Origin of the sequence: Pseudomonas sp. KBW05, from assembly GCF_003852405.1 — a bacterium.
Lineage (GTDB): Bacteria > Pseudomonadota > Gammaproteobacteria > Pseudomonadales > Pseudomonadaceae > Aquipseudomonas.
Map to the genome: position 1 here is coordinate 117780 of NZ_QAJM01000005.1, position 17090 is coordinate 134869.

At 61.3% G+C, this 17090-nt stretch carries 14 protein-coding genes; 6 read left to right on the forward strand and 8 right to left on the reverse strand.

All coding sequences use genetic code 11. From position 1 onward, the window contains the following. Positions 1 to 192: 192 nt before the first annotated feature. Entirely contained in the window at positions 193 to 1344 is a 1152-nt protein-coding gene (locus tag DBR46_RS04735) for an MFS transporter (RefSeq protein WP_124525212.1), read from the forward strand. A gap of 20 nt (positions 1345 to 1364) precedes the next feature. On the opposite strand, the gene DBR46_RS04740 is transcribed toward DBR46_RS04735, so the two are convergent. The 6 genes from DBR46_RS04740 to bglX form a co-directional block, all read right to left on the reverse strand. Then, the gene (locus tag DBR46_RS04740) at positions 1365 to 2135 is read right to left on the reverse strand and encodes a type III secretion protein (RefSeq protein ID WP_256659222.1); all 771 of its coding nucleotides are present in this window, start codon (positions 2133 to 2135) and stop codon (positions 1365 to 1367) included. A gap of 769 nt (positions 2136 to 2904) precedes the next feature. Further along, positions 2905 to 3843: an EF-hand domain-containing protein gene (locus DBR46_RS30285; protein ID WP_177413997.1), complete on the reverse strand. Its 939-nt coding sequence runs from the start codon at positions 3841 to 3843 to the stop codon at positions 2905 to 2907. A gap of 196 nt (positions 3844 to 4039) precedes the next feature. Then, positions 4040 to 6436, reverse strand: coding sequence for a TonB-dependent receptor (locus DBR46_RS04755; RefSeq protein ID WP_124525214.1), 2397 nt, complete (start codon positions 6434 to 6436; stop codon positions 4040 to 4042). A gap of 97 nt (positions 6437 to 6533) precedes the next feature. Beyond that, entirely contained in the window at positions 6534 to 7481 is a 948-nt protein-coding gene (locus tag DBR46_RS04760; protein WP_124525215.1) for a FecR family protein, read from the reverse strand. Between the two features lie 14 nt (positions 7482 to 7495). Beyond that, positions 7496 to 7996: a sigma-70 family RNA polymerase sigma factor gene (locus DBR46_RS04765; protein ID WP_124525216.1), complete on the reverse strand. Its 501-nt coding sequence runs from the start codon at positions 7994 to 7996 to the stop codon at positions 7496 to 7498. A 73-nt stretch (positions 7997 to 8069) separates the two neighbouring features. Further along, the gene (gene bglX, locus DBR46_RS04770; RefSeq protein WP_124525227.1) at positions 8070 to 10325 is read right to left on the reverse strand and encodes a beta-glucosidase BglX; all 2256 of its coding nucleotides are present in this window, start codon (positions 10323 to 10325) and stop codon (positions 8070 to 8072) included. Positions 10326 to 10511: 186 nt separating this feature from the next. Here bglX and DBR46_RS04775 point away from each other — a divergent pair, with 186 nt between their 5' ends. From DBR46_RS04775 to DBR46_RS30480, 4 genes are read left to right on the forward strand one after another with little or no spacing between them, the layout of a single operon-like run. After that, entirely contained in the window at positions 10512 to 11312 is an 801-nt protein-coding gene (locus DBR46_RS04775) for a glucose 1-dehydrogenase (RefSeq protein WP_124525217.1), read from the forward strand. Next, the gene (locus DBR46_RS04780; RefSeq protein WP_124525218.1) at positions 11305 to 13134 is read left to right on the forward strand and encodes a glycoside hydrolase family 15 protein; all 1830 of its coding nucleotides are present in this window, start codon (positions 11305 to 11307) and stop codon (positions 13132 to 13134) included. The genes DBR46_RS04775 and DBR46_RS04780 overlap by 8 nt, the downstream gene beginning before the upstream one ends. Before the next feature lie 39 nt (positions 13135 to 13173). Beyond that, positions 13174 to 13653, forward strand: a complete 480-nt coding sequence (locus DBR46_RS04785) for a cysteine hydrolase family protein (RefSeq protein WP_124525219.1) — start codon at positions 13174 to 13176, stop codon at positions 13651 to 13653. Further along, entirely contained in the window at positions 13650 to 14585 is a 936-nt protein-coding gene (locus DBR46_RS30480) for a GNAT family N-acetyltransferase (protein WP_256659223.1), read from the forward strand. The genes DBR46_RS04785 and DBR46_RS30480 overlap by 4 nt, the downstream gene beginning before the upstream one ends. A gap of 47 nt (positions 14586 to 14632) precedes the next feature. On the opposite strand, the gene DBR46_RS04800 is transcribed toward DBR46_RS30480, so the two are convergent. After that, the gene (locus tag DBR46_RS04800) at positions 14633 to 15601 is read right to left on the reverse strand and encodes a GlxA family transcriptional regulator (protein WP_124525220.1); all 969 of its coding nucleotides are present in this window, start codon (positions 15599 to 15601) and stop codon (positions 14633 to 14635) included. A gap of 90 nt (positions 15602 to 15691) precedes the next feature. Here DBR46_RS04800 and inhA point away from each other — a divergent pair, with 90 nt between their 5' ends. Next, positions 15692 to 16372 (forward strand): isonitrile hydratase, encoded by a 681-nt coding sequence (gene inhA, locus DBR46_RS04805; RefSeq protein WP_124525221.1) that lies wholly within the window; start codon positions 15692 to 15694, stop codon positions 16370 to 16372. A 134-nt stretch (positions 16373 to 16506) separates the two neighbouring features. Here the strand turns inward: inhA and DBR46_RS04810 are convergent, their stop codons facing one another. Then, the gene (locus DBR46_RS04810) at positions 16507 to 16758 is read right to left on the reverse strand and encodes a DUF6124 family protein (protein WP_124525222.1); all 252 of its coding nucleotides are present in this window, start codon (positions 16756 to 16758) and stop codon (positions 16507 to 16509) included. Positions 16759 to 17090: the final 332 nt, after the last annotated feature.

Genomic DNA, 17090 nt, shown 5'->3' on the forward strand with positions numbered 1-17090 from the left:
CGCACCTTCCAGACCGCCTCCGCTAGCGCCGACACTCCTTACGTGGCGAGTAACACTTAAAGCGTTCCCGGTTTGTAAAAATAAAATTCACCGCTGCCACCTCTACGGGAACCCGACTCGCTCACCACGGCCTGATGTGCAAGGATGTCGCGCCGGACACCGTTCGTTGAACGCAAAAACCAAGGATTTTCCATGACCGCCATCCCCACCCCTGCGCCCGTGATTCCCGGGCGGCTGGAGCAAATGTCCACCCGCATCGCATTTTTCATCGCCGGTTTCGGCATCGCGGCCTGGGCCCCGCTGGTGCCCTACGCCAAGGCGCGGGCGCAGTTGAACGAAGGCACGCTGGGCCTGTTGCTACTGTGCCTGGGGGTGGGCTCGATCATCGCCATGCCGGTGGCCGGCGCATTGGCGTCACGCTATGGCTGTCGGCGTGTGCTGAGCGCCGGCACGATCCTGATCTGCCTGGCCTTGCCGATGCTGGCCACCGTCAGTTCGATCCCGTGGCTGATCCTTGGGTTGTTCCTGTTTGGCGCAGGCCTGGGCACGGTGGACTCGACGGTCAACCTGCAAGCCGTGATCGTCGAACGGGCCAGCGGCAAAACCATGATGTCGGGCTTTCATGGCCTGTTCAGCCTGGGTGGGATTGTGGGCGCCGCCGGTGTTGCCGGGTTGCTGGGGCTGGGCTTTACGCCTTTGCAGGCGACCCTGATGGTGGTCGTGATCATGCTCGTGGCCTTGCTCAAGGCCGGGCCGCACCTGTTGCCCTACGGCAGTGAAAGCGCGGGGCCGGCGTTTGCCGTGCCCCATGGCGTGGTGCTGTTTATCGGCTGCCTGTGCTTCATCGTGTTTCTCGCCGAAGGCGCCGTGCTCGACTGGAGCGCCGTGTTCCTCAGCGCCGAACGTGGCCTCGACGAAGCCTACGCCGGCCTTGGCTACGCCGCGTTCGCCTTGACCATGACCGCCGGGCGCTTGACCGGTGATGCCATTGTGCGCCGCCTGGGCGCCACCCGCGTGATCGTGATCGGCGGCGCGCTGGCCACGGCGGGCATGTTATTGGCCACCCTGTTCCCCGCGTGGCAAACCGCGCTGCTCGGCTACGCGTTGGTCGGCGCCGGTTGCTCGAACATTGTGCCGGTGCTGTACAGCGCCGTCGGCAAGCAAACGGTGATGCCGGAACATATCGCCGTGCCGGCCATCACCACCCTGGGCTACGCCGGTATTCTTGCGGGGCCTGCAGTCATCGGCTTTATCGCCCATGGCAGCAGCCTGAGCACCGCCTTTGTGCTGATTGCGCTGTTGCTCGCCGGTGTCGCCATCAGCGGCAAAATCCTCAAGGTGTAACCCAACTACAGGGCCAGGGATTACCTGGCTTTGTGCGCCTTGTCCTGCTCAAGCCAGCGCTCCACACCCTTGTTGCTGATCCAGCCTTCCTGGTGGGCCGGGCCGAACATCCGCGTGCCACTGGCACGCTCCAATGAGCGCGACAGGCCCGGGCGCTCGATGATGTTCTTCGCCGTGTACACACTGAGTTCGCTGTACTGCTTGCCGGGCAAGCCGGTGGCAGGGTCCCGCTGCGGCTGGCCGTGTGGGTCGACAGCGTCGGGGTCGCGCATCACAGCCCTGAGCCCGGCGACCTCCACGTACTGGTGCTTGTCAAAAAAGAAGGCCCGATCCCTTGTCTGGTCACGCAACTGCTCGAACAAGCCCTGAAAAGCCTTGACGACATGGGCGTTATCTTGCGCATGGAATGGGTCTTGGCTGAATGCACTCGGCGAGCTGTTGCCCTGCAAAGCAGTGGCGGCGCCCGCCAGGCTGTCACGGGTGATGTCGCCGTCGATACTCAATATTGCATCTCTCAAGGGCGGGCGGTTGTTGATCTCCCGGGCCGCCAGAATCACGCCGTCCAGTTTATCGTTGTCGCCCATCGTAGCTTCTGCGACTTGACGCAAGGCTGACAGCGTCAGCCGCCCGTCCTTCAGGAAGGGGTGCAACAAACCGAAGCTTTCCCGCAGCGTTTCGGCCAGTTGGCTATCTTTGGTGTTGACGTCTGGTGGCAACAGGCTCGCACGCGTAACGGGCGGGTTCTGCAAGGCGCGGTGTTGCAGGCCCGACACGCCACCGCGTAACAGCATCGGCCGCCTGGGCAGGTTATCCGGGCGAGGCCGGGGTGCATGATGGGGTTCGCTCCAGGCATCATGATGGATAGCCGATGTACGCTCAGGGGATCGCAGGTCCGTATCTGCCAGCACCGCTGGCCGTGCGTGATGTAGTGCGCCATCGATTGTCATGCGTCTTCTCCCACTTTTCTCAGATCCACACTTGATTCGTTGAATGCAAGCAAACCTCTGTGGTGAGCAGGGCACGGCAGTTCCAAATCTGCGCGCAATACCAATGACAGTATGTAAAAAAGGCGGCCCCCTGATCAGCCGGCCTTTTGCAGGCCCAGACCCGCGACCAACACAGCCAAGGCACTGACGATGTGTCGCAAGGGTGAGGCCGCGGTACCGCTCCCCTGCCCTGGCGCCAGCATGCCCCGGGCAAAATCATCGGCGACCGGCGCCTGAAATTGCCGTTGAGCGGCAAAGGCTTTCATACGCAAGGCTTGAGCAGCGTAACCGTTTGCCGACGCGCTGCGGGGGGGGTCTGCGGATGCTCCGGCATCGTCCAGCGTCGACTCTGAACCCGAAAAGGCATGTGGAAAACACCCTTGGCGAGATTGAAATGAAGTTGTAGTCATGTCTGGCCCCCTGACTCGGTTCCTGAAAGCGACCCGTACCATCAGAGTCGCCGAGGTTGTATGACGTGAGTGGCGCCCCGCTGGAAATGGTTCCTGACACATTTATCTCAGGGCATGAAGCGCCGCAAGAAAACTCACGGAGCCCCACGCCACCAGCTTTTCAATCAGCGGGATAAGCGCTTGATTTCCCACTCACTCAGCTTCCCATCGCCATTGCGGTCCATCGCATTCAACAAGTTGCCGCGGCTGAGAAGTTCCTGGGCCAACTGGATGAGGTGATCTTTGGGCGAGTCTCCCGTCAGCGGCTGGCTAGCGAGTTTTTTCAAATCTTTGATGCTGATTTTTCCGCCCCAGCGCCGCGCCAAGTCATCGAAATGGCTGAGAATCTCCCCGGCGATCTCCTTGTCACTCTGGTATCTGAAATAGTTCGTGTCATTGAGGGCGTCGCGCAGATCTTGCTTGCTGAACCGGTTGTCTGTCGCTCCCGTTCCGCTATTGCGGTCCAGGGCCTGCATCAAGTCGGGGCGGTTCAGAAGCTCTTTGGCCAAGCGAATATTGTTATTCATGACGGGATCATTGCCTGGCTGCCTGTTGGCCATTGCCCTGATGTCGCGGGTGGTCATGTGCTTCGCATGGGCAGACCCCGTGAACGCTTTGAAATTATCCAGCAGTGCCTGCGTCAACTGCTCATGACTCTGCATTGAGTAATCCGGCTTCGGGTGAGGCCGGCCGATCGTTGGGTGTGGCCGGGGCGGCGCACTGTTGCAGGGAGGGCAGGCAGGCGGGCGGCAACCGCCAAACCATTGGCTCACCCACTGCTTGAACTGTTCCAGGAAAGTTGGATGGCGTGCCACACTCGCCATCGCCAAAGGGTTGTGGTTGTGGGGCGCGTGATGGTGATCGCCACCTCGATTGACCGGCGGCTGGTGATCGCCAAATACCGGGCCGGACGCTTGTTCTCGCGAGTTGAAGTTCACATTCGCCTGGTTTTTTCCCTCTGAAGAGGGCGTGGAAGGCGCCGCGCGCTTGGCCTGCGGTGTGTGTGGCGAAGTATCGAGGGTGGATGATGACGGTACAGGTGAATCAAGGGTCGATATCGACATAGATGGCTCCAGTGCGAGAAGGTTAAGTCGTGAACCTGCGTACCCAACAAATGTCCAGGCAAATCAGGTATCCCTCTGTGTGGTGCTCTTGTCGGAATCGGTTCCTATGCAGGCAGCCGGCGGTCGTATGAAAGCGTAGGAAAACCCCAAAAAAAATCGCAGCCCTTGAGCTGCGATTTTTCCTATCCGTTATGGATCAGAACCCGACGCTTGCCTGTACAAAGAACGTACGCGGCTCGCCCAGGTACAACCCGGCATTGTTGTCGCTGGAACGGGTGTAGTGCTGCTGGTCGAACAGGTTTTTCACCCCCACGCCCAGCTTCAGGTTCGACAGCTGCTCGCCAAAGTCATAGCCACTGCGCACGTTGACCGAGACATAGCCCGGAATATCACCGTATTGGCCATCGGCAGTGCCTTGGGTGATGTAGGTGGTACCCGTGCCCGGCGCGCGCTGGCCGGACTGGGCGTAGACGTCCAGGTTGTGGGTCCAGTGATTGACGTCATAACGCAGGCCCAGGGTTGCCACTTCACGGGAATACAGCGGCAGGTCACGTCCCTTGAACGCCACATCGCCTTCGGCGGTGGCCTTGGTGTAGGTGAAACCGGCGTTGGCGCTCAGGCCGTCCAGCCGCGGGTCGAGGTTCGACAGGTCGTAGTGGGCCGAGGCTTCGATACCGGTGTGCTTGGTCGCGCCGAGGTTGGTCCAGCCCACCGCATTGCTGACGTATTGCAGCTCATCCGAGAAATCGATGTAGAACAGCGTCACTTCGCCACCCCACACGCTGTCGTTGTAGCGCGTGCCCACCTCGTAAGTCTTGGCTTTTTCCGGGTTCAGGCCGCTGGCGGTCTGATCACCCGAACCGCCCTGCCCTAGCTGGAAATATTGCAGGCTGCCGAAGGAGGTTTCGTAGTTGGCAAACAGTTTCCACGCATCGGAGACGTGGTACATCACGCTCAAGGCTGGCAGCGGCTCGTTGTTGTGCACCTCGCGGCGTTTTTCCAGGGTGCGCGGGCCGGTCAGCGGGACCACCGGGCGGTCGTGCCATTCGGTACGGATGTCTTCGAAGCGAATGCCTGGGGTGATGGTCCACTTGCCGATGTCGATCTTGTTATCGACATAGAACGCATTGGCCTCGGTGCCGCCCGTGCGGTCCTGGTAGACATGACCATCGCTGCGCCCGCCAGGGGTGGGCACGTTGTTGACCAGGTTGAGGCTGGTGGCTTGCTCGTGCATGCCTTCCTTGAGGTAGCGATAACCGACGCTGACTTCCTGGGTGCTCGGGCCCACATCAAACACATGGCTCACCCGCGGCTCGATGCCAAAGGTGTAGTAAGTGCGCGGGTACGAGCCCAGGGTGAGCAAGTCGCGGTTGGCGATATTGCTGCCACGGAAGCTGTCGGAATAGTACGTCAGCACTTCGGCCTGGGTGCGGTCGTCGATCTGCCGGATGTACTTGAAGGACACATCCTTGCGGCGCCCGGTGAAGTTGTCCCAGTCGCGCACCGATTGGTAGGGGTTGGCGTCGAATTGCTTCTGGGTCAGGCCGCCAGGCATGTCGGCGGTGGCGTCGTAATAGTGGAAGTTGAGCGAGAAATCGTCTTGATCGGTCGGCGCCCAGTGGGTCTTGAGGATCACGTCATTGATGTCATTGGAATTGTTGCTGTTGCGATAGCCGTCGCCCTTGACCCCGGAGTACAGCAGTGCGGCGCCGATGCCGTTGTCTGCGGTACCGCCGAGAAAGGCGTTGTCCAGATGTTTCCAGCCGCCATGGGCCGAAGTTTCCAGGGTGGTGCCGACTTCACCGGAGAACTTCTCCGGGATGGCGCGGGTGACGAAGTTGATCACGCCGCCGACGTTTTGCGGCCCGTAACGCACGGAACCGGCACCCCGCACCACGTCAATGCTGTCCAGGTTGCCAGCGGAAATCGGTGCCATCGACAGCTGCGGCTGGCCATACGGGGCGAACGCCGCCGGTACGCCATCGATCAGCACCGTGGAACGTGGCGACAAGCGCGAAGTAAGACCACGCACGCCGACGTTGAGGGAAATATCGCTACCGCCGGTGCCGTTGGACTCCTGCACCTGCACGCCCGGCACACGGCGCAACACGTCGCCGACGTTCATCGCGCCCTGCTCCACCATGGCCTCACGGCGGATCACCGTACGCGCGCCGGGGTGGTTCTGCACCACTTCGGCATTGGCATCGCCGAGCCAGTCGCCGACCACCTTGATGTCAGTGGTGCCCAGCTCCAACGGCGAGCCCGCTTCACCGGTGCCGCTGCTCAGCGGGCGCAGCGTCACCGAGCCGGCGTCGATCTGGTAGTCCAGGCCGCTGCCTTGCAGCAGCTGGCGCAGGGCCTGTTCCGGCGAGAGGTTGCCGTCCACCGCCGGGGCTTGTTTGCCGGCGACCATGTCCGGGCTGAAGAACACTTGGAGGGAGGTCTGCTGGCCCAACTGGCTCAGCGCCGTACCCAGCGGCTGGGCCTGGATATGGATGGCGTCGGCGGCGTACGTCGCGGTGCTGACGGCCAGTGCCAGGGCCAGCGGCGCCCAGCGGGAGATTTTATTGTTGTGGCGAGCAAGTTTTTTCACGTCGAATCGAGTCCTGTGATCGCAAGCAAGTGCGGCCGTTAATGAAAACCAGTTGCAGTTGCAGGAGAAGACGACGAGCGCAGAAAAAACCTGAATGTCAGCGTGAAATAATTTCCTGGCTACCGTCCGGCAAGGCGCGCACGGCCACCGGCAGGATGTGTGGCAAGGCCTTGAGCAAGGCCTCGGTGTCATTGGACTTGAACACGCTGGTCAGCCGCAGGTTACCCACCACAGCCGAGCCAACGCGCAGCGGCTGCTCGCGGTAGCGTGAGACTTCCCGCGCCACCTCACCCAAGGTGGCGTTGTTGAATACCAGTTTACCGGTGCGCCAGGCGGTCAGCTCTTCGGTATTCACCGCGTAGGCTGGCACCACGTTGCCCTGGCCGTCGATGTGCGTGCCGCGCCCCGCCGTGAGGGTGACGATGGCATCGGCTGCATGCCCTTGCACCTTGACGGTTCCGGCCTCGACCACCACGCGTGTCTGGTCATCGTCGCGGCGCACGTCAAACCGGGTGCCGGTCACGGTGACTTGCCCGGCGCCGGCGGCGACCACAAACGGGCGGCTGGTGTCATGTTCGACGCTGAACATCGCCTCGCCCCGCTTGAGCACCACGTCACGCCGGCCTTTCTCGAAATGCACCGCGACCATGCTGCGGCTGTTCAACTCCATCATCGAGCCGTCGGGCAAGGTCACCTGGCGATGTTCGCCCAACCGCGTGCTGAACTCGGCGCTGTAGGGCTTTGGTTGAATGCTGAACACGCCCAGGCCAATGGCAACGGCCACCACACTGGCAGCCACCGCATAACGCAACACCACGCGGCGCTTGGGACGCTCGGCCGGCGCCTCGCACAGCGCCTGCAGGCGCGCCTTGGGCAGCAGGTCGGCGGCGCTCCACATGCCGCGCAGCACATCGAATTCGTATTGGTGGGCGGGATGCTCTTGGCGCCACGCCTCGAACTGCTGGCGCTCGGCGGCGCTCAGCTCGGCGTCTTGCAGGCGCACAAACCATTGCGCGGCCTCGTCTCGGGCACGGTTATCCATCATGGAAGATCCTTGGTTCATGGGGCCAGCGCGTCCAGGCGGTCACGCAGATGCCGCAGGGTGCGGATCATATACTTTTCCACCATGTTCTTGGACAAGCCCAGGCGTTCGGCGATTTCCTGCTGGGTGAGGCCTTCGATTTTCTGCCAGATGAAAATCCTGCGGCAGTTGAGCGGCAGCTCCGCCAGGGCCCGCTCGATGGAATCCGCCAACTGGATCGCGTGCATGAAATGCTCCGGGTCGCCACTGTGGGGCGAACTCTGCTCAAAGGCGTCCAACCCCAATGCCTCGCGCCGATCTTCGCGGCGATGGGCGTCCACCGCGATATTGCGCGCGGTCTGATGCAGATAGGCGCGCGGTTGCTCAACCTCAGTGGAACGGGCCTCCAGCACTCGCACAAAGGTGTCGTGTGCCAAGTCTTCGGCCTGCTGACGGTTTCTCAGGCGGCGCGTCCAGGTGCCGATCAACTCTTCGTAATACTCGAAAAAGCCTGTTCTGCGGGGCGGCTGGGGAATCATCGCGGAGGCACTGGGGAGGCGGGGCGTGAATAGTAATGCTTCCTATTAAGTCGGGCAATTGCTTCCCGTCGAGTCAGCGCAATTCGAAGCGCTGTTCAATGACATCCCGAGAATCCAACCCAACCTGCACCCTGAACTCACCGGGCTCGGCGACGTGTCGCAATTGCGCGTCATAGAACTTCAGGTCCTCTTCACCCACGATGAACTCGATTCGTCGACGCTCCCCTGCCTTGAGCATGATTTTCTGGAAGCCCTTGAGCTCCTTGACCGGACGACTGATGGACGCCACCGGATCGCGGATATACAGCTGGACCACGGTTTCGCCATCGCGCTTGCCGGTGTTGGCCAGTTCAACGCTGGCCTTGAGTGTCTCGCTTCGCAAGAGGGTGGGTGCAGACAATTGCAGGTCCGACAGCTCGAAACGGGTGTAACTCAAGCCATAACCGAAGGGATACAGGGGGCCGTCCTGTTCGTCGATGTATTGGCTCATGTATTTATGTGGGGAGTCGGGCGTGAACGCTCGCCCGGTATTCAGGTGATTGTAATAAATAGGAATCTGCCCGACCGATCGAGGAAATGTCATTGGCAGCTTGCCCGATGGGTTCACATCGCCAAACAGAACATCTGCAACGGCATTGCCGCCTTGGGCACCACTGAACCAGGTTTCGAGCAACGCATCGGCCAGTTCATGCTCTTGCGTGAGGTCCAAAGGCCGGCCATTCACCAGCACAACGATTAAAGGCTTGCCCAGTGCCTTCAACCGTCGCAGTAATACTTTTTGGCTCGAGGGAAGATCAATGTGCGCACGACTGACGCCCTCATCATTCATATTCCAGGCCTCCCCAACCGTCACGACAATGACGTCAGCAGCGCGCGCCACCTCAAGCGCTTCTCTCAATAACTCATCGGGCGAGCGCAGATCATGCTCAAGAGGCGATTGGTACTGCACGAAACGTGCAAGCATCGCTCCATCGACTGTCACATTAGCGCCTCTGGCGTACGACAAGGTCGCCTTGCCTTCAAGCGCATTCGCCATCCCGTCATAAATACTAATGACGTTTGTTTCAGAGCAAATCCCACAATAGCTACCCAACAAGTCCCGGCGGCTTTTGGCCAAAGGGCCAATCAAGGCAATGCGCCCCTTCTTGCTCAAGGGCAGTACCTGAGACGCGTTTTTCAACAACACGAAAGTCTTCTGAGCGACCGAGCGCGCCGCATCCCGTTGTGTTTGTTGTTCGACTGGCGCGTTCGACAAGGTATTGAGGTTGCGGTAGGGATCATCAAATAAGCCCATATCATATTTCATCCCCAGCACATGACGGACAGCCGCATCCAAATGAGCACCCTCAACCTCGTTTGACTCAATTAACCCCACCAATTCTTTTACATAGTTTCTTTCTTCCAGCGCCATCTCCACACCCGACTCGAGTGCCAGCGCCGCGGCCTGCCGGGCATTCCGGGCCACACCATGATCGATGAGCTGACCAATGGCACCGTAATCACTGAGGGTGACGCCCTCAAACCCCCATTCACCGCGTAATACCTCCTTGATTAGCCAAGGGTTGGCAACACCTGGAACGCCATTGATCGTATTGAACGCAAGCATGGCAACTCCAGCACCCGCCTCGACTGCAGCACGATAAGGAGGAAAGTAATATTGATTCATCTGCGCGACGCTCATATCGACACTGTTGTAATCCCGCCCGCCCTCGACGGCTCCATACAAGGCGACATGCTTTACCCCCGCCATAATGCTGCCTGGCGTACGCAGGCTCTCACCCTGGTATGCCCTGACCATGACCCGAGCAATCTGGGAGACCAGGTAAGGGTCTTCACCATAGCCTTCCGATACCCGCCCCCAACGTGGATCACGCGTAATGTCCAGCATGGGGCCGTAGGTCAGATGCAGCCCTTCGGCACTGGCTTCCTCGCCCCCAGTCCTGGCGACAAGCGCAACGGCTGACAAATCCCAACTTGCAGCAAGACCGAGACTGATGGGAAAGACCGTGTGATAACCATGAATCACGTCGGAACTGAAAAACAGCGGGATCCCCAAACGACTCTCTTGCACCGCGACACGCTGCAACACGCCACCCTGGGTGGGGGGTACCACGACGAAAGCACCACCGACCAAACCTTGGGCAATATTGCTGAGCAGCTCAGGACTCGGCGCCTGAGGGTTCAAATAAACCAGATTGAGTTGACCGACCTTTTCAGCCGTCGTCATCTGCCCTAGCAAACGTTCTATAAAAGCAGCCTTGGCGACGGGCAATTGCGCCAGGACTTCAGAAGTGGTCTGACACAACAGCACGCAACACACAAAGATCATTCGCACCCTGGCGGTCCTGTGCTGACTCGTTTGATGACAGCTTCCGGTGAGAACTACCCATCGTCTACTGTCAGAAATGACAGTTCGCTTACCCTCGATAGCGATCTTCGACCTGACACACACGCTGAACTTCCGTCTCGCCCCACCAGTCAGCTAACTGAACCCTCGGACAATGGTGCTTGGCCCATGCTTCTCTCGTTGCAGCAACAAGTCGCCCTGGTCACCGGCGCCAGCTCCGGTATCGGCGCAGGTGCCGCCAGGGCCCTGGCCGACGCCGGCGCGGCGGTGGTGCTCAATTACAACGCCCAGGCGGCCCCCGCCGAAGCCCTCGCGGCACAGATCAACGCCAACGGTGGCCGGGCGATTGCCATCGGCGGCGATGTGTCCAAGGAGGCGGACGTGGAACGCCTGTTCGCCCAGACCCTCGACGCCTTTGGCCACCTCGACATTCTGGTCGCCAACTCCGGCCTGCAAAAAGACGCCAACCTGGTGGACATGAGCCTCGACGACTGGAACACGGTGATCGGCGTCAACCTCACCGGCCAGTTCCTCTGCGCCCGCGCGGCCGTGCGTATCTTCAATCGCCAAGGCGTGCGTGAAGGCGTGTCGCGGGCGGCGGGGAAAATCATCCACATGAGTTCGGTGCACCAACTCATTCCCTGGGCCGGGCATGTCAATTACGCCGCCTCCAAAGGCGGCGTCGAGATGTTGATGCGCACCCTCGCCCAGGAAGTCAGCGAGCAGCGCATCCGTATCAACGGCATTGCACCAGGAGCGATCCGCACGCCGATCAATCGGGCCGCCACCGAGGGCGCAGCGGAAAAAGAACTGCTGAAGCTGATCCCCTACGGCCGTGTCGGCGACGTGGAAGACGTGGCCAACGCCGTAGTCTGGCTGGCCAGCGACGCCTCCGACTATGTAGTCGGCACCACCCTGTTCATTGATGGCGGCATGAGCCTTTACCCGGAGTTTCGTGGCAATGGTTGAGTTGAACAACGAACCCCAAAGCACCATCGACGCCCACGGCATCATCGGCGACATGCGCAGTGCGGCCCTGGTCAACGACAAAGGCAGCATCGACTTCTTCTGCTGGCCGGAGTTCGACAGCCCGTCGATCTTCTGCGCCCTGCTGGACAGCCCCGACGCCGGTATTTTCCAGCTCACGCCGGACCTGCCCAACAACGCCCGCCGCGAGCAGATCTACCTGCCCGACACCAACGTGCTGCAAACCCGCTGGCTCAGCGATGCAGCGGTGGTAGAAATCACCGACCTACTGGTTATCAGCGATGAAATCGACGACCTGCCCTTGCTGGTTCGCCGTGTGCGGGTGGTCAGCGGCAAGGCCGATATCCACCTGCGCTGCGCCGTACGCCATGACTACGCGCGCGCGCCGACCCACGTCGCGCTCGATAACGGCACGGTGTGTTTCAACGCCGACGGCCAGCCCGGCCTGCGCTTGTCCGGCAGCCAGCCGCTGCTGATCGACGACGGCGCAGCGGTCGCCCGTTTCACCCTGAACCAGGATGAAGGCGCCGACTTTGTCCTCGGCGGTTTGGATGACGACCGGGTAGACAGCCGCTGTACCGACCTCGCCCTGGCCCACACCTTGAAATACTGGCGCGGCTGGATCGCGCAGTCGAATTACCGTGGGCGCTGGCGCGAAATGGTCAATCGCTCAGCACTGGCGTTAAAGCTTTTGACCTCACGCAAACACGGCGCAATCATCGCCGCCGCCACCTTCGGCCTGCCGGAAGCACCCGGCGGCGAGCGCAACTGGGATTACCGCTACACCTGGATCCGCGACGCTTCGTTTACCGTCTACGCGTTCATGCGCCTGGGTTTTGTCGAGGAGGCCAACGCCTATATGCGCTGGCTCAAAGGGCGGGTCAGTGACTGCTGCGGCCAGCCGATGAAGATCAACATCCTCTATGGTATCGACGGTCGCCAGGAACTGCCGGAAACCGAACTGGCGCACCTCGCCGGCCATGGCGGCGCCAAGCCCGTGCGCATTGGCAATGGGGCCGTCGGGCAGATCCAGCTGGATATCTACGGCGAACTGATGGACGCGGTGTACCTGGTCAACAAGTACGGCGAAGCCATCTCCCATGACGGCTGGCAACACACGGTGGAAGTCGCCGATCAGGTCTGTGAAATCTGGAACAGCGAAGACGTGGGCATCTGGGAAATGCGTGGCGAGCAACATCACTTCCTGCATTCGCGACTAATGTGCTGGGTCGCGCTGGACCGCGCCATCCGCCTGGCGTCGAAGCGCTCGCTGCCGGCGCCGTTCGCCCGTTGGGACCAGGCGCGCCAGGCGATCTACGCCGACATCTGGAGCAACTTCTGGAACGCAGAACGCGGGCATTTTGTGCAGCATATCGGCGGCACCGCCCTCGACGGTTCGATGCTGTTGATGCCGCTGGTGCGCTTCGTCGCGGCCACCGATCCGCGTTGGTTGTCGACCCTTGAAGCCATCCAGAAAAGCCTGGTGCGTGACGGCATGGTCTACCGTTACCGCAACGACGACAGCCAGATCGACGGCTTGCAAGGCACCGAAGGCGCGTTTGCCGCGTGCTCATTCTGGTACGTGGAATGCCTGGCCCGCGCCGGCCAAGTGGAAAAAGCCCACCTGGAATTCGAACAACTGCTGCGCTACGCCAACCCGTTGGGGCTGTACGCCGAAGAGTTCGACAGCCAGGCCCGTCACCTGGGCAACACGCCCCAGGCCTTGAGCCATCTGGCGTTGATCAGCGCGGCGACGTTCCTCGACCGCAAGCTCAGCGGGGAGAAGACGACCTGGCAGCCCTGAGGCACAATGACCGGCCCCTCGGCTACGGACAGGAACCCCATGCGCCAGGTACTGCTGATCATCGACGTGCAACCGTCCTTCAATCCACCGGCGTGGCTGGTGGACGGCATCAACGCCCTGCTCGGCCGCCTGCCGTCGGTGGCCACTGTCGAGCGCCACGACGAAAGCGTTACCCCTTTTGCCCGCCAGCTCGGCTGGCAACCGGCACCGGATGACGACAGCCTGATCGCGGCAGATCGCATATTCATCAAGCACGGCTATGCGCCCACGCCCGAGACGATTGCATACCTCAAAAGCCTGGCGCCGGCGCGTGTGTTGGTGTGTGGCATACAAACCGACACCTGCGTGCTGGCGGCGGGGTTTGCCCTGTTTGATGCGGGGTTGCAGCCGACGTTGATCAGCGACTTGACCGTTGGCTCGTCGTTGGATCGGTCGGGGCAGTTGGGGGTGGAATTGTGGCGGCATCACTTTGGCAAGGTGGTGGATCGTGAGCAGGTTTTAGCGACAACCACACCATGAGCTCTTTCCCAACGCTACACACCCAACGCCTATGCCTGCGTGAACTGGTGGCAAGCGACGCACCGGCAGTGTTCGACATCCACCGCAATGCCGACAGCATGCGTTGGTTCGGCGCCGACGCGATGACCGAGCTTGCCCAGGCCGAAGCCCTGATCGAAACCTTCGCGCACTGGCGCAGCCAACCCAACCCCGGCACACGCTGGGGGATCGAATACGATGGAAAACTGATCGGCAGTTGTGGCCTGTTCAAGTGGAACCAGAGCTGGAACAGTTGCGCTCTCGCTTGTGAACTAGCGCCCGGCGCGCGTGGCCGAGGGTTGATGCACGAGGCCTTGCAGGCGATGCTCGACTGGGGTTTTGAACAGATGAAATTGCATCGCGTGGAAGCCTGGGTGCATCCGCAAAATACCGCGTCGCTCAAGTTGTTGGAGCGAATGGGTTTCAAAGCCGAAGGGACGTTGCGCGAGGCTGGGTTCTGGAGTAGCCAGCGGCATGATCTGGGTGTATTGGGGTTATTGAGCCAAGAGTGGCAGGCCAAGAAAAACACAGAGATGGGAGGGTCTGTTCGGTTGATGCCCATCCTCTCAATCCTCATTCACGTCCCGGACTGGCGTGTGGCAACCGAGTGGTACGCAGCAGCCTTTCCGTTGGCGACACGCATTCATCATGACCCTGATGACTTTGGCCATTTGGATGTAGCAGGCGTCGCCCTCGAGATCGTCAACGCCGATGACAAGGTTGCGTCAGGGGCGGCGGGATCAGTGGTGTACTGGGAAGTAGTCGACGTGCAGCATGCATTGCGCCGGTTTGAGGGACTGGGCGGAACGTTGTATCGCGGGCCGATGGAGATTGAAGGTGGCCATTGGATTTGTCAGGTACGCGACCCGTGGGGAAATTGCATCGGTCTTCGACAAACCGGCTCAAGCAAGTAATCCCGGCCCACAACCCGCCACAGGTTGTTCGACTCCTTTTCGAGGTTTCAGGTCACTGGCGAAAACCGTTCACGGTAGGCCTGGGGCGTTACCGACAACGCGCGCAAAAAACTGCGACGCAGGGTTTCCTCACTGCCAAACCCACACTGCACGGCAATGCGCTTGATCGACGCCGTGCTGTCCGCCAATTGCCTGCGCGCGGTTTCGACGCGGATCAGTTCCACCGCCCGCGCCGGGGTCTGGCCGGTTTCGTTGCGGTAATGGCGCACGAAGCTGCGCTCGCTCATGCCGGCCTGGGCGGCCAGGGTCGGGATGTTCAGGTCGAGGGTGAGGTTTTCGGCCATCCAGGCATGGAGTTCGGTGAAGCGGCTGTCGGCCTTTTGCAGGGACAGGGTCACGCTGAATTGGGATTGCCCGCCCGGGCGCTTGAGGAACACCACCAGGTGCCGCGCCACTTCCAGGGCCACTTCGCTGCCCAGGTCGTCTTCCACCAGCGCCAGGCACAGGTCGATGCCGGCAGTGACGCCCGCGGAGGTCCACACCGCGCCTTGGCGGATGAAGATCGGGTTGGCCTCCACCGTCAGCGCGGGGAATTTGCGCGCCAGTTCTTCGCAGCGCGTCCAGTGGGTGGCCACGCGGCAGCCGTCCAATAAACCACTGGCCGCCAGCAGGAAGGCGCCGGTGCACACCGAGGTCATGCGCCGCGTGTGCCGGGCTTTTTCCCGCACCCAGTCGACCAGTGCCGGATCGTCGGCGGCGTCGTACACGCCCCAGCCGCCGGCGATCACCAGGGTGTCGCACGGTGCGTCGATGGCCGGCAGCGGCTCGGCCACCAGCGCGAGGCCGGCGGAGGTCATCACCGGCGCCGTTTGCGCGGCGATCACCGTGACCGCGTAAGGCAACGGCAAGCCGCGCTGGCGCGCCAGGTCATTGGTGGAGGCGAACACCTGCAATGGCCCGGTCACATCGAGCACCTGGGCATTGGCAAAAGCGAGAACATGGATGATTCGCGGCATGATTGGCGTGATCTGTGGGCTGAATGGCGTATGCGCCAAAGCCTAGGCCCCTAAAGTGAAGCCGTCCACCCCTTTCTCGGAGCGCTGTCCATGACCTTGCAGATCGGCTTTGTGTTGTTTCCCGGCATCCAGCAACTGGACCTGACCGGCCCCTATGACGTCCTCGGTTCGCTGCCTGACGTGACGTTGCACCTGGTGTGGAAAGACCTCGCGCCAGTCACCTCCAGCACCGGGCTGGTGTTCACCCCGACCATGACCTATGCCGACTGCCCTCAGCTGGATGTGATCTGTGTACCGGGCGGTTCCGGCGTGGGCGCGTTGATGGAAGACCCGCAGACCCTGGATTTCCTCACGGTGCAGGCGCAGACCGCGCGGTACGTGACGTCGGTGTGCACGGGTTCGTTGGTGCTGGGCGCGGCGGGCCTGCTGCGCGGACGTAAGGCCACCACGCACTGGGCGTACCACGACATGCTCGCCCCGCTGGGCGCGATCCCCGTGCAGGAACGCGTGGTACGCGACGGCAACCTATTGACGGGGGGCGGTATCACCGCTGGCATCGACTTCGCGCTGACCTTGGCTGCGGAGCTGTACGACGAAGCGACGGCGCAACTGGTGCAGTTGCAGATTGAATATGCGCCGGCGCCGCCGTTTGACTCGGGTCGTCCGGATACGGCGCCCAAGGCTGTGCTGGAGGAAGCGCACAAGCGCACGGCGCAGTCGCGCAAGACCCGTGGCGAGATCGTCGCGCGAGCTGCCGCTTTGCTCGGCTGACAACACAATCCCCCTGTGGAGACTGGCCTATGTGGGAGCGGGCTTGCTCGCGAATACGGAATGTCAGGCACTGAATATGCTGACTGATCCAACGCCTTCGCGAGCAAGCCCGCTCCCACATTCAAGCAGCGTTGTCAGCTGCACGCGGTGAGCGACTTCCCGACGCCATCGTGCACGCGATCCGCGAGTAACTGCGCCAGTTCGATCAACTGCGCAACACCCAACAACTCCTCTCGCTTCGTTCCTTCCAGATTAAACGCAAGTTCACAGCTCAGCGCATTGGCCGAGGCGAGTGTTTCGCTGAGGTTGACCAGCAGGTCTTCGGTACTGATTCCATCCGCTACGGCAAATAGACGGACAGGGGGATTGGGGGTGGGTTTGATCATTGTGAAGCTCCTAAGGAAAGTGGAGCTGCCATTGATCGCCGCGACGCGATGGGGGTGGCAGCTGTACGCAGGTTCGCGGACCGGTCCTTAGGAAACCCGGCATACCCGAAGGTATCCCGCGCACAGCCGCCATAGCGCCGCACAGTAGACGATAAAAAAGCGCCAACTGAAAGCAGACGATGACGCTTAGCGTCCATAGGAAACCGGGCCGCGACGCCCGACCGCTGAGTGTGCAGCGGTGTACGGAGACTAGAGACCGAGTTTCCTAGGGGCAACCGCAAATAGGTGTCGGAAGTTTCTGTTTCTTCGCTTACCTAGCCGAACGGTCAGTT